The sequence below is a fragment of the Tumidithrix elongata BACA0141 genome (assembly GCF_036349135.1).
Lineage (GTDB): Bacteria > Cyanobacteriota > Cyanobacteriia > Pseudanabaenales > Pseudanabaenaceae > Tumidithrix > Tumidithrix elongata.
In genome coordinates this window covers 20200-33523 of sequence record NZ_JAZBJZ010000014.1, presented here as the reverse complement: position 1 = coordinate 33523, position 13324 = coordinate 20200, and the positions used below count along the sequence as shown (strand labels likewise).

The 13324-nt window shown below is 46.7% G+C and carries 11 protein-coding genes; 7 read left to right on the top strand and 4 right to left on the bottom strand.

Translation table 11 applies throughout. The annotated features are described in order from the left end of the window. Positions 1-135: 135 nt before the first annotated feature. From V2H45_RS05515 to V2H45_RS05495, 5 genes are all read left to right on the top strand, one after another. Complete coding sequence (locus tag V2H45_RS05515) at positions 136-2805, top strand: DEAD/DEAH box helicase (RefSeq protein WP_330482623.1); 2670 nt, start codon at positions 136-138, stop codon at positions 2803-2805. Between the two features lie 179 nt (positions 2806-2984). Next, positions 2985-5990 (top strand): family 10 glycosylhydrolase, encoded by a 3006-nt coding sequence (locus V2H45_RS05510; protein ID WP_330482622.1) that lies wholly within the window; start codon positions 2985-2987, stop codon positions 5988-5990. A 93-nt stretch (positions 5991-6083) separates the two neighbouring features. Further along, positions 6084-6329 carry a 2TM domain-containing protein gene (locus tag V2H45_RS05505; RefSeq protein WP_330482621.1) on the top strand — a complete coding sequence of 82 codons (246 nt, stop codon included), beginning with the start codon at positions 6084-6086 and terminating at the stop codon, positions 6327-6329. 14 nt (positions 6330-6343) lie between these two features. After that, positions 6344-6652 (top strand): DUF3181 family protein, encoded by a 309-nt coding sequence (locus V2H45_RS05500; protein WP_330482620.1) that lies wholly within the window; start codon positions 6344-6346, stop codon positions 6650-6652. A 39-nt stretch (positions 6653-6691) separates the two neighbouring features. Next, complete coding sequence (locus tag V2H45_RS05495) at positions 6692-6961, top strand: MoaD/ThiS family protein (protein ID WP_330482619.1); 270 nt, start codon at positions 6692-6694, stop codon at positions 6959-6961. A 143-nt stretch (positions 6962-7104) separates the two neighbouring features. Here the strand turns inward: V2H45_RS05495 and V2H45_RS05490 are convergent, their stop codons facing one another. From V2H45_RS05490 to V2H45_RS05475, 4 genes are all read right to left on the bottom strand, one after another. Continuing rightward, on the bottom strand, positions 7105-7335 hold the full coding sequence (locus V2H45_RS05490; protein WP_330482618.1) for a DUF2949 domain-containing protein: 231 nt from the start codon (positions 7333-7335) through the stop codon (positions 7105-7107). Between the two features lie 669 nt (positions 7336-8004). After that, entirely contained in the window at positions 8005-8697 is a 693-nt protein-coding gene (locus tag V2H45_RS05485; RefSeq protein WP_330482617.1) for an ABC transporter ATP-binding protein, read from the bottom strand. 15 nt (positions 8698-8712) lie between these two features. Then, on the bottom strand, positions 8713-8970 hold the full coding sequence (locus tag V2H45_RS05480; protein ID WP_330482616.1) for a hypothetical protein: 258 nt from the start codon (positions 8968-8970) through the stop codon (positions 8713-8715). A 69-nt stretch (positions 8971-9039) separates the two neighbouring features. Continuing rightward, entirely contained in the window at positions 9040-10434 is a 1395-nt protein-coding gene (locus V2H45_RS05475; RefSeq protein WP_330482615.1) for a hypothetical protein, read from the bottom strand. 307 nt (positions 10435-10741) lie between these two features. Here V2H45_RS05475 and V2H45_RS05470 point away from each other — a divergent pair, with 307 nt between their 5' ends. Both V2H45_RS05470 and V2H45_RS05465 read left to right on the top strand, forming a co-directional pair. Continuing rightward, on the top strand, positions 10742-11248 hold the full coding sequence (locus V2H45_RS05470) for a DUF427 domain-containing protein (protein WP_330482614.1): 507 nt from the start codon (positions 10742-10744) through the stop codon (positions 11246-11248). A 146-nt stretch (positions 11249-11394) separates the two neighbouring features. Next, the gene (locus V2H45_RS05465; RefSeq protein ID WP_330482613.1) at positions 11395-13317 is read left to right on the top strand and encodes an ATP-binding protein; all 1923 of its coding nucleotides are present in this window, start codon (positions 11395-11397) and stop codon (positions 13315-13317) included. Positions 13318-13324 lie beyond the last annotated feature (7 nt).

Here is a 13324-nt window from a genome sequence, read left to right as displayed (position 1 = left end):
TCAATATTTTGGATGAAATTAAGCCAAAATTTCCATCATGAGAATTGCAGGCGATCGCCACAGATCGCAGCTAGTTGTTGATATCTTGATATCATAGTAATTTCAGACACTCTTGTCCTTAATTCGTGTGGTTGCGTGGATTCACTAAACCTTGATCAACTTTTTCCGTTTTCATTAGATCAGTTTCAGCTAGACGCGATCGCTGCACTTAACGCGGGCAAATCTGTTGTGGTCTGCGCGCCTACAGGTTCGGGCAAAACCCTGATTGGCGAATATGCGATCTTTAATGCCCTGACCAGTGGCAATCGGGTACTCTACACCACCCCGCTTAAGGCACTATCAAACCAAAAGCTACGAGATTTTCGCGAACAATTTGGCACAGAGAATGTGGGTTTGCTTACGGGCGATCTTTCCATCAATCGCGAAGCGCCGATCTTGGTGATGACAACCGAGATCTTTCGCAACATGCTCTACGGTACGCCGATCGGAGAAGTTGGTACATCGATGACGGGTGTGAGCGTGGTGGTACTAGATGAATGCCACTACATGAACGATCGCCAGCGCGGCACTGTTTGGGAAGAATCGATCATCTATTGCCCTACGGATGTCCAGCTTGTGGCACTTTCTGCCACAGTTGCCAACAGCCAACAACTCACAGAATGGATTGGCAAAGTGCATGGTGAGACAGCACTGATCTATTCCGATTTTCGACCTGTGCCTTTACAACATTTCTTTTGCCATCCCAAAGGATTTTTCCCGCTGCTGGATGACTCGGGCAAAAAAATTAACCCGCGACTCAGACCCACGGATGTCAAGTCTAAGGTGGCAGCTTCTAGGGAAAAACCTGCCAGAGATAAAAACGGTAAGCCGATTCGTCAAGAAGCCGCGAGTATTGGTGCAGTGGTCACCCATTTGCGCCAAAGGGATATGCTGCCTGCGATTTACTTTATTTTTAGTCGCAAAGGTTGCGATCAAGCCGTAACCGAGTTAGGAAATTTCTCTCTCGTCAATGATGCTGAAGCAGCCCAACTCAAAACCCAAATTGATGCATTTTTGCAAGCCAATCCTGATATGGGGCGATCGGGACAGATCGCGGCGCTCTATCGAGGCATTGCCGCACACCACGCAGGAATTTTACCCGCATGGAAAGGTTTGGTAGAAGAGTTATTTCAGCAAGGCTTAATCAAGGTGGTGTTTGCCACAGAGACGCTGGCAGCGGGAATTAATATGCCAGCGCGGACGACGGTGATCTCTAGTTTGTCTAAACGAACCGATCGCGGTCATCGCCTACTCACAGCCTCCGAGTTTTTGCAAATGGCAGGACGGGCAGGACGGCGAGGCATGGATACGGTTGGATATGTCGTCACTGCCCAGACACCGTTTGAAGGCGCTAAAGAAGCAGCTTACTTGGCTGTTGCCGAGGCAGATCCTCTGATCAGTCAATTTACGCCTAGCTATGGCATGGTGATGAACTTGCTCCAGACCCATAGCCTCGATCAAGCTAAGGAATTAATCGAGCGCAGCTTTGGACAGTACCTCGCCGATCTCGCCCTAGCCCCCCAGATTCAAAACCTCGATCTGGTCGAGTCGGAAGCCAAACGCTTAGAGCAAGAATTGACGGGCGTGGATTTGAACCTTTTAGAAGGGTACGAAAAATTACGCGATCGCCTGCGCGAAGAAAGGCGATTGCTGAGAATTTTAAGCCAACAGGCCGAAGAACAAAGATTGCACGATCTCGCCACCTATATTCCCTATATTCTGACGGGCACGACGCTCACGCTTAACTTGGCGCATCGATTGGCAAAGGGTGGCCCCATTTCTGCTGTCTTAGCGGCAAAGGTTCAAGGATCGGGGCAATTTCCTTGGTTGGTGTGTTTGGGGCAAGACAATCGTTGGTATGTCGTTACCTATAAAGATGTCATCCTTTTGGGCGAAAGCATCACCGATCTAGAACTTACCTATCCCCCTGACTTGATACTCAAGCCCAATCAAGTGCTCAAGGGTGACGAGCAAAGCCAAGCGATCGCCGAGAAAATTCCCACCCTCGTCATGCCCGAGCCGCCCCCCGAAGTCCTGCAACAAGAGGCGAAATATTTAAGTTTAGAAACGCGATTGTCAGAACATCCTGCGACGAAGTGGAGCGATCGCGCCAGTATTACCAAAAAAGTGACAAAACTAGAGCAATTGCAAAGACAGCTCGAATTTCAGCGCAATGTTGTAGGCGAAAGGCGACAGCAATATTGGCAAGAGTTTCTCAGCCTCGTCAAGATTTTAGAGAGTTTTGGTTGTCTCAAAGATGTGGATCCAACGGACGCAGGTAAGGTGGTGGCAGCCTTACGTGGCGAAAATGAGCTTTGGTTAGGTTTGGCATTGTTATCGGGCGAACTCGATGAATTAGCCCCCCACCATTTAGCCACCGTCTGCGCTGCCCTCGTGACCGAAAATAGCCGACCGGACAGTTGGACAGATTTTGGACTGTCCCCCGATGTCGAAGAAGCCTTGGGTAATTTACGCGGAATCAGGCGACAACTGTTTCAACTGCAAAGACGACATCAAGTGGTGATCCCGATTTGGCTGGAATACGAGCTTGTGGGGCTGATCGAGCAATGGGCGTTGGGCATCGAGTGGGTCGAGCTATGTCGCCATACCAGTTTGGATGAAGGGGATGTGGTGAGAATTGCAAGACGTACCCTCGATCTTTTGTCTCAAATCCCCCATGTGCCTGGCCTGCCCGAGCAACTTTACCAAAATGCAAGACGCGCCACTCAGCTTATAGACCGCTTCCCCGTGAATGAGGTAATTTAGCCTTAGTCGTTGTTTAGACGATTTTTTAGCAAATTTTAGGATTTGGATCTGAATTTGGTACGATCGAGAGGGGCGAAACACACAGATTTTGGGTAAGTTTATTTAAGGCTTTATAGAAGATCGAAGAACGTTTTCACTATTGTGAAATTAAGGTGTAGTTTTAAGTGGGGTAGTTTTGGATGCGGCAATTACAAATTCACCAGTGCTTAGTATTGAGGGCACTCGTTTTAAGTGCGTTGAGTTATACGCTGAGCGCTTCTCTGCGAGTTTCTATGCATTCCGTATCGGCTGAGACGCAACCGGCAACATCAACCCAAGTACAGCCCAGCCGATCGCAAAAATTCGAAACTCAAAAAACAGATCTAGCGCAGGAATTACCACCTAGCACCGATCCATTACTCAATCTGCCCCAGCCGGCGGCAAACCCTCAGCCTCCCCTGCCACTCCAAAGCCGCGTCATTACCGTGATTCGCATGAACTCGTCTGAATGGGAAGCGATCGCCACGACACTGACAGGCGTAAAGTATGTGACCGTAGCCCTAGATGCTCTGAGCGAAACATCCCTAGACAAGGCAAGTGTGGTGCTGTTGCCCAATGCCGAGAGCCTCACTGCTCAGCAAATGCAAATTCTCAAGGCTTGGGCCGATCGCGGTGGCAGGTTAATTATTACGGGAGCCGCAGGCAAAAACTCAGAACCTGAAGTACAGGCGCAGTTGCGATCGCTGGTGGGTGGCTATTGGGATAGTAAGGTAGAGACCCCTGCAAATTTAGTTTTGCGATCGAGCATTGAGTACGATTGGGCACGCGCCGTCCCTGAAGTCAGTACTACCCCTTTGACCAATGGAGGTACGTTACGAATTACGGAGGGCAATAGTCGCACAGTTGCCTATTGGTCGGCAAACAAAGCCGCTATTTTAGCCAAAAACAATGTGATCCATCTGGGTTGGGCATGGGGTACGGATAAAGCCCATCATGCCTTCGATCGCAACTGGCTGATTGTGGCAGCGGAATCTAATCTTCAAGCTTCCAATTCTCAAGTTTCTAACCCGCAAACAACGAGCAGGCGATCGTCAGAAGTTGCCACAGTTCTTACAGCATCTGATTCTCAAGCTTTACGAGGAACTACACAACAGTCTTCCTTCCCAGATTCGATCTTAACCAAGCCCATTCCGAGTTCTAGCATACCCAAGCCTTCTCTTCCATTCACTTACCCGCCAAATTCGCAACCGATCCTTAAATACCCCACTTCAAGCCTAAGTCCTACGCAAGCGAATCCCTCGCAAACGCCTGCGATCGCTTCCACAACAACCACAACAACTACAGCAACCCAAACGACTTCTCTCAGAAAAATTCCGCTCTTACTGCCACCCCGCACGCCAGCAACCTACATTCCCGCCCCAACGCCAGCATTACCGCCGATTTCCGATCAGCCCATCTTTACCCTCGAAGCGCTAACCATGCACCAAGAGCTACAGGAGTTGATCGGGCGGGTAGAAAATGCCATGACTACCGCCAATACAGCCCAAGGGCGATCGCTGGGGACGGCTTCTAATCAACTCACAACGATCAATATCGCCAAACAGTTACTCAAAGATCTGCCCCAACTCATTGCCGATCGCCAGTTTGTCCAAGCCAGAACGCTTTGGCAGTTGAGTCGTCAAAACCTTTGGAAAGACTATCCCTCCGATCTGTTGGTGGCTTTGCCTGAAGTGCGTGCCATGTGGCTAGATCGCGGCACGATTGTGGCATCTGGCTCAGAGGAGAGACTGGCGCGGGTATTCGATCGCATGGCAGCATCAGGGGTAAATACCGTCTTTTTAGAAACAGTAAATGCGGGCTATCCCATTTACCCCAGTCGGGTCGCACCGCAATCAAATCCTCTAACGCGGGGCTGGGATCCGCTAGCCTCAGCGATTAGGTTGGCGCATCAGCGCAACATGGAGCTTCATGCTTGGGTCTGGGTATTTGCAGTGGGAAATACAAGGCACAATACCTTAATTGGCAAACCTGCAAACTATGTGGGGCCAGTACTGGAAGCCTATCCACAATGGGCAAATATCGAGCAAAATGGCAGTATTTTTGCGCCTGAAGGGAAGACCTTTCTAGACCCCGCCAACCCAGAGGTGCAAGACTATCTGCTGCGGTTGTACCGTGAAATTGTTACCCAGTATAAAGTCGATGGCTTACAGCTAGACTACATTCGCTACCCACGCCAAGATCTCGGATCGGCTGATTTTGGGTTTAGTCCCGTGGCAAGATCGAGGTTTATGCAGTTGACGGGGGTTGACCCAGTTAACCTTAGCCCCAATAACCGATCGCTTTGGTGGGCTTGGACAGAATTTCGCGCCCAACAAGTCAACCAGTTTGTCGGTAGGGTCTCGAAAGAGATGCGGGCAATCAAACCCAATTTAATGATTTCCGCTGCCGTATTTCCTTGGAAGTTTAACGAACGGCTCAGCCGGATGCAGCAAAACTGGGAGAATTGGGTCAGCAAGGGCGAAATCGATATGCTGATGCCCATGACCTATGTGGGAGAGACCAGCCGCTTTATTCGGCAAGAGGTCAAACCGACATTGACAGCAGTCGGCCAGTCGCCCGTCCTATTTCTGCCAGGTATGTTAATTCGCGATTTACCTGACATCGAACTTTTAGATCAACTGCAAGCCATCCGAGATTTGCCTGCCAGTGGCTATTCACTTTTTGCCGCAGAGCATTTGCGTCCTAGTTTTGAGAACATTCTCAGACATGCCCACACCAATCAGGATGCTCAGATTTTGCCACACCGTCGTCCATTTGCCGCTGCCCAAGCTCGTTACACAGCGCTCAAACAGGAATGGCAAGCCCTGCTCAAATACAATCTCCTATGGGTTAAGGGGGAAAATCTTGCTAATTGGCAACAGGAAGCTGAGTCTCTAGATCGCGCCCTTCAGACTTTAAACCTCCAACCAACTCCCGCAAATCTCAAGATCGCTACGCTATCCCTAGATCGCATGTCTGCGAACCTACCCAAATGGATGCAATTAGAAAATCTAGAGCAACCCTATCGAGTGACCACATGGGTGAATCGCCTTGAAGCGATCGCGGCGATCGTGCGCTACGGTGAAGCAAAGATGGTAGCGGGTAGAGGTGACACAATCGGCGGCAATCCGATCGTTAATATGGCCGAAAATATTCGCAAAGATTAAGTGCCAAATTAGAGCCCACTGGCAAGCCTGTCACTCCTTGGGTTAGCATAAACCTAGTCTTAAAAAAAATAAGCAATCTCACGAAACACGCCTATGCCCCCTCGTTTATCAAAGCCACCCGACCCTAGAGACCCTGATTACCAACGCCTTGAAAGAGGAATCAATTTAGCCGTGCATGTGGGGGTGTTTGGAGCCAGTAATAGCTGCATGTGGTTTGTGCGATCGATTACCTATGCTGAATGGGACTGGGCAGTTTGGGTTACAAGTGTTTGGGCTGTATTGCTTTTAGGACATGGAATTTGGGTGTTTTCTCAAAAGTACCCAACGACGAATAATTGAGCTTGGATAAACCCATGAAAAGTACCTCTCAAAATATCGAGCAATTAGCCGCTGCGATCGCCGAAGAAGTCTACATTGATATTGCAAAGTGGCATCTATATCTAGGGGATGCCCACCTACACACGGTTTTGGCTGAAAAGTTTTACCCGATGCTTACCGATAGCAGTGGCGATCGCATTGATGAAACTGCTGTGACTAAAGTTTTGGCGAATGTGTTTGTCAAGGTTGGGGGCGGTCGGCGCGAGATTCCCTTGGTGGAATTGATTCCATCGCACGCGCAGTCAAACCTCTTAGAGATTTTGGAAAAGTTTGCCAATGATTAAACCCGCGATCGAGTCTAGGCTTCAGCCAAGCAATAAAACATGAGCGAAACGATTACCGTTCGGGTCAAACTGTTTGCTGCCTTTCAAGAGGCGATCGCGGAAAGCGAAATCGAACTGACACTGCCGCCTCATACCGCTGTTGAGAAAATCTACGATCGCTTATTGAGCCAATATCCCAACCTATCTACCCAATTGGAACCTTGGCGATCGCTGACTCGTTATGCTGTAAATCTTGAATTTGCCGAACCTGAAACGCTTTTGCAAAATGGCGACGAAGTCGCATTAATTCCACCTGTAAGTGGTGGCTAAATGGTATTTCTACTTTCCCCGTTAAATCATTCTCAAATTATTCATTTTAGATGGCTTAGTATGATTTCAACGTGAGGAAGCAGAGCCCTTCAGCAGCTAGATCTTAATAACTTAATAAAACCTTAGTAACGCAGCAAAACCATCTAAAAACTTTCCAGTTTTGTCCGTACCGTCCAATCTAACAAACGACTGAACTGCTTGATATCAATAAAACTAAGCTGTAAAAGGATCATTAACAATGGACCTTCCTGCCGAGTTTGCAATCGTTTTGCCACAGATAATTGCTCGTGATCTAGGATGGCAGACTCAAGGAGATGCCTTTCTAGCTTTTCTTGGTGGCTTTCTACCACAAAAGTTGACATTTGATAATTCATGGAACTAGCTTTTCGCTTACTAAGCATTTTGGATTTACAGCGTAGCGCACCTTACCATATGTGGCAACATTCTTCAAGAGGTTTTTTTAACTCTAGAAATTAGTTGTCCAACTGAGAACGCACTAGACCTCTTGCACGAGCCCTTATTTATCAAAAAACCAAATTGGTGCAACCCAGATAGCTCCTTTAGAGCTTTTTCCTTCTATATTTCGCTTAGCACAGACTTCGCAAATATATCAAAGCAAAAGATGAGAGCTTTAGCCTTTCAGGCAAGAATTGTACCCAAGAATTCACGAATTTTTAAGACTAGTGCACAGGCACTGCTAGTTCATCCTTACAAAGGAAATTTATAGAGATTCGTAAATTATTGCGATCTCTGGTAAATCGTTTTATTTAGTTTATAAGTTTCTAATATTTGGGGAATAAGCAAGATGGCGTAGATTCTAGCAGAAAAATCAAGAAGTGGGACTTGGAAGAAAGCAAAGATTCGTAAACTCTTTATAGGGTAACCGTAAAGGTCAAAAAAGCTTAGGACTTATGCGCTAGAGAAACCCAAATTAATCGTATTAGATTGTTTAAATTCGTTGCATAGGTATCTTGCCTACAAGAGCTAAAAGCCCCGATTACATTCGTAAACCAATTAAGGAACGTTATCCAAAATAATTACCATTAAGTCTCAGAGAGTGCATGTTTCAAGCGAATCGGATCGCCTCGATCGACAACCTTGCCATTTTGGAGTAGGAACGCACCATCAGCATAATCTAGTTCATTCAGGCGATGGGTCACCCATAGAGCCGTCAATGATTTCTCTTTGACTAATTTCTGTACGGCTACAACAAGGTCGTTTTGACTATCTCCATCTAAGAGGGCAGTGGGTTCATCTAAGAGTAAGACCTCAGCATGACGTGCGATCGCTCCAGCGATGGCAACCCGTTGCTTTTGACCGCCACTGAGGGCATAAATGGGACGACGTTGTAGATGTTCGAGCCCAACCGCAGTGAGTGCTTCTTGAACGCGAATTTGCGTCCAAACATAAGAGAGATTTTCTGACACTAACCCAAAGGCAACATCTGCACCTACTGTGGGCATTACCAGTTGATGGTCGGGATTTTGAAACACAAATCCCGCAGGACTGGCAATATGCATTTCGCCAGACTGGGGTTCTAGCAAACCCGCTAAAAGTTTGAGTAACGTAGACTTGCCACTACCATTGGTTCCCAAGAGCATCCAAAACTCACCCTTGGGAACGGATAATGTGCAATGGTCTAGAACAACTTCGCCAGACTGCCAAGCAAAAGTTAGATCTTTAACGGCGATCGCGTCGGTGGATGTTTCTCGATCGATGGGGGGCTGATCTGGCATTACAATTACGTTTGGCTACTGCACGAAGCCTACACCCATATTTGCAGTTGCTCCAGCTTTTTCAGAAATCTGAATTGCCGAGATTTCACTGACGATAACCGCTAATTTCTTGGTTTCTTGCTTATCGCAGGTAAGCTCTAAGATCGGGGAAGCCCCTTTGCCACTAATCGCCTCAGCAATAGATTTATAGAGAGCTTCGGCAGTTTCTTTATCTTTGCGTTGCACTGACAATGCAATCGGACTACCTTTTAACGTTAGCTCAACTGTAAACATTCAAAAAAACTCCCTAAAACATGCGATCGCAGTCTCTATCATAATACCTCTTGCCTGTTGGGGGGATTCTTATTTACTGCGGGCGATCGCTTCTCTCACTTCCATCGGTGAAATTTGCCCGCCCGTACGGCTCGGTACTTCTACCACAATTAAGTAACCTGCAATCTTTCCTTTTCCTAACAAACTTAAGATATTGAGGACTTTAGGGACATCTGCCTGTTGTAGTTGTCCGTTGCGATCGTACAGTTCTAAGGCAGATAAACAGCCAAGCGTAGGATTCCAGTAATAGCTATCGATAGTCGGGTTTGTTTTCACTCGAAAGAAATCAATGGCCTCGCCTGTGCCATGAATGCGAAAAAGTGACCTTCCGATTTTGCCAGCCCAATAGCTCTGTTGGATCGGAAAATAATTACGCCAAGTTGGAGGAAGCAGTGTCTGATAGGTCTGTAAATTGCCCGTAAATTTGCCTTTGCGATTGGGGAGAAACTCCTGAGCGCCATCCTCATAGGGCAGAAATAGCTTAACCAAGGGAAACTGACCATAGGCTCTAAACACCTCGTCATCAGGTTGCGGTTCAAGACCTTCAATCCGATAAATCCCCTGTGGGGTTTGACCTCGATAAAAATTCCACTCTAGGCGATGTATTGATTGTAATAATAGAGGAACCGACCATAATTGACCATTTTGTTCCATAAACCGCCCATTACCATCTTTCGCAACGGCGAGACAAAGAATTTCTCGATTGGGTTGGCAAAGCACATACATTTGGGGCTGACCAGGCGCTATCTGCCAAGCCAGCAAGTCAGTGAGGGGAGGAATAGCTTTCGCCGTTTGGGAACTGGATAAATTTTGGAGTGTGGTATATAAAAAGACATCTTGCCGCCAATTGGGAAATCTTTGTTGTACCCTCAATCCCAGTTGTTTTAGATTGGACGGTGGAATCCGAGATTTTGCCAAGGCTGATAAAGACATGGCAACCCATTGAGAATCGCTACTATACTCAATCGTTTGGACAAAATGGCGACCGACATTGGCATAAAACCCAGGATTGCTTAAGTAGAGCTGCGTGCCCACCTGCATGGCAGAATCCACCACACTTTTCTGTTTATCTGTGAGTTTTGGATTTGCGGTAAGCGCCAGAATATTGTCTAAGGCTTGAGCGACAAAGTCAGTCTGAGGAGATAGGACAGTCACCGTCCAAAGAATATTTTGCCAACGTTCGGCATTGCGATCGCTAATGGGGTAGCGATTTACATCAAAGTTTTCAGGAACGAGATTCTGAAGCTGATCCTGTTGGTAAGTCAACCGATTTGCAGCTGTTGCTTTGGGCTGATAGGGCTTAATTGCAGGGATATTGACGGGCTGAGATATCGATGCCTGTGCCGACACAGGTTGCATCGGTTGCAGACATAGCTGCATGAACCCACCGACCATGAAAGCAGCGATTGGGAATAGGTTTCGCATAGTTACAACTCCCCTGTGTTAGAACTTTTTACTTCAGAGCCTTCAAACCAAAATCCACAAGCTAGTCCTATGCTCATACCATTTTGAGGGACTACAGTAACCAGTAGAAACTCCAGTGCAGGGAACAACGTCATGACGCCGCCCATCTGCGAAGATCTGTTACCTTACCCATTCAATTGGTATTCGTCTTATGCTAGAGAGTGGTGAAGTAATATACCAGACCTAGCAGTTCATCCCAAAATTTCCGCAGAATAGTTTTAGAGATGCCCTAACTCCTAAATTGTCTCTTAGCAAATAGTCACAAATCATGTCCCTATTTAACCGCCCTCAACCCATTGCTCCACAAACAGGACAAGAATCTGTGTGGGACTATCCTCGCCCCCCACATCTCGAACCCACAAGCAAACACATCCAAATTATTTTTAACCAAGTTACGATCGCGGACACCTGTCATGCCAAACGTGTCTTAGAGACAAGTCACCCGCCTGTTTACTATATTCCACCCCAAGACATTCAAATGGAATATCTTACACCTGAGCCCCAGTCTAGCTTTTGCGAGTGGAAAGGTGTGGCAGGATATTACACGGTTACGGTTGGCAATCGCATTGCTAAAAATGTGGCTTGGTATTATCCCGATCCGACCCTCAGCTTTTTATCAATCAAGGATCACGTCGCTTTTTATGCAGGTAGCATGGACGTTTGCTATGTTGACGGTGAAATCGTACAGCCTCAGCCAGGTGGTTTTTACGGTGGGTGGATTACCCCAGATATCGTAGGTCCTTTTAAAGGCGAACAGGGAAGTTTTGGTTGGTGAGGTTTTAGTTCGTTTGAGATTGTTACCAAATCATGAAAATTTTATATTGAGCTTACCCTCACAAATCTGATAGCCTTACAACATTTGGACATTGCATGTTCGAGTAAGGGTTATGCTATGTATCAGCACTGTCTGACTTAACTACTGTGTCCAGAGAAAATCAAACAGGGGACGACGATCGCAAGCAACTCAACGCAGAGCTGGAAAGTCTGCGCCAAGAGGTGAGTAGGTTGCAGCATGAAAATCGCGATCTAGAACTTGCATTACTCACTACCACAGAGCATGGAGATTTTGTTGAGGCTGAATTAGATCAGCTCAATCGGCAGTTACAAGCTGAGATCAACGAGCGTCAGCTTGCCCAAGCAAAGCTTCAGTCAATTTTAGACATGTTATGGAGAGACAAAAACGATCTAGAAATCATGCTAGTCACGGCAACTGAGCATGGGGATACGATCGAGTATGAGCTATACAAACAAGTTGTTGACTCTGTAGAGCAGCTACAAGAGCAAGCAAGACAATCAGAGTTACAAGTAGAAGAACGCACCGCAGAGTTAAAACAAACCAGCGCCGAGCTGAGTGGACTGTTTGCCGCAATGACTGATGTCATCGTGGTCTACGATCGCCGAGGTCAATGTATTAAAGTCGCACCTACAACCCCCCATTTATTACTTAACCCTCCCCCAGAAAAAATTGTAGAGGTCTATGAAACCCTCTCATTACAGCTCGGCGATCGCCAAATTTCCTGTATTCATCAGGTTTTGGCAAGCCAACAAACCCAAAATCTTGAATATAGCGTGGCGATCGATGGGCAGGAAGTCTGGTTTTCGGCAAATGTTTCCCCCCTTTCAGAAGACACTGTGATTTGGGTGGCACGAGACATTAGCGATCGCAAACAATCCGAACTAGATCTGCACCGTGCTAAAGAAGAAGCCGAACGTGCCAGTCGCCAAAGAGGAGAGTTTCTCGCAAGTATGAGCCACGAACTCCGCACACCTTTAAATGCAATTATGGGATTTGCCCAATTGATGGCCTATGACGAATCTATTGGGGAAGATCATCAAGAAAGTCTATCCATTATCAGCCAGAGTGGCGAGCATCTTTTAACTTTGATCAATGACATTTTAGAAATGTCAAAGCTTGAGTCAGGAAAGGTTCCATTACATAAACGCGTATTAGATCTATTTAAATTGCTGCATACACTTCGAGAGATGTTGATGCTCAAAGCCTCATCAAAAGGTCTAGACCTGATTTTTGAACTAAATCCAGATGTACCACAGTGCATCTATACAGATGAAGGGAAATTACGGCAGGTTTTGATTAATTTACTCAGCAATGCGATTAAATTTACCCAGACTGGAAGTGTAACCCTACGAGTTAGTTTGGTGTCCCCTGAAGAAATTTCTGAAGAAGTTCCTAAAACAAAAAGTCTTCAGGGGGATGCCCCTGAAAAGGCTAAGGTAGATGCCCCAAGCCCAGAAGGTAAGATAGAACTCTTAAATCAGCCCGCGCTCTCATCGCTTTTGGTTCGGTTTGAGATTGAAGATACAGGGGAAGGTATTGCTTTAGAAGAGATGCCAAAGCTCTTTGAGCCCTTTGTGCAATCGGCATCAGGGCATAGATCTAAAGAAGGAACGGGCTTGGGCTTAGCAATCAGTCGTCAATTGGTACGCCTGCTGGGGGGAGATATTACGCTCACAAGCACAGTGAATGTAGGAACCACCTTCTGCTTTTGCATTCAAGGTGTTGTTGCCTGTGAAACCTCCATAGAGGAAGATATATATGCAAAGGAGCCAAAGATAGAAACGCTCGATGCCAAGCTCTCTCAACTGAAGCGATCGTCCCTACTTTTGACACGCTCCGATCTTTTGGTGATGCCCAATGACTGGATTGCACAGCTATACACAGCGACCATCAGGGTTGATGCCAGTCAAATCCTACAACTGATTGACAAGATTCCCTCACAGCAACAATTTCTAGCAAATATGTTACTGGAATTATTGAATGAGTTCCGTTTTGATATTATTTTTGAAGCAACTTCTAAAATTCTTGAGGAGAGTGAAACAGCCTAACAAGAAA

Excerpts from the sequence above, each read along its gene's own strand:
- V2H45_RS05490 (WP_330482618.1), bottom strand. The coding sequence starts at position 7,335 with ATGAATTATCAAATGTCAACTTTTGTGGTAGAAAGCCACCAAGAAAAG.
- V2H45_RS05480 (WP_330482616.1), bottom strand. The coding sequence starts at position 8,970 with ATGTTTACAGTTGAGCTAACGTTAAAAGGTAGTCCGATTGCATTGTCA.
- V2H45_RS05505 (WP_330482621.1), top strand. The coding sequence starts at position 6,084 with ATGCCCCCTCGTTTATCAAAGCCACCCGACCCTAGAGACCCTGATTAC.
- V2H45_RS05470 (WP_330482614.1), top strand. The coding sequence starts at position 10,742 with ATGTCCCTATTTAACCGCCCTCAACCCATTGCTCCACAAACAGGACAA.
- V2H45_RS05495 (WP_330482619.1), top strand. The coding sequence starts at position 6,692 with ATGAGCGAAACGATTACCGTTCGGGTCAAACTGTTTGCTGCCTTTCAA.
- V2H45_RS05510 (WP_330482622.1), top strand. The coding sequence starts at position 2,985 with ATGCGGCAATTACAAATTCACCAGTGCTTAGTATTGAGGGCACTCGTT.
- V2H45_RS05475 (WP_330482615.1), bottom strand. The coding sequence starts at position 10,434 with ATGCGAAACCTATTCCCAATCGCTGCTTTCATGGTCGGTGGGTTCATG.
- V2H45_RS05485 (WP_330482617.1), bottom strand. The coding sequence starts at position 8,697 with ATGCCAGATCAGCCCCCCATCGATCGAGAAACATCCACCGACGCGATC.
- V2H45_RS05500 (WP_330482620.1), top strand. The coding sequence starts at position 6,344 with ATGAAAAGTACCTCTCAAAATATCGAGCAATTAGCCGCTGCGATCGCC.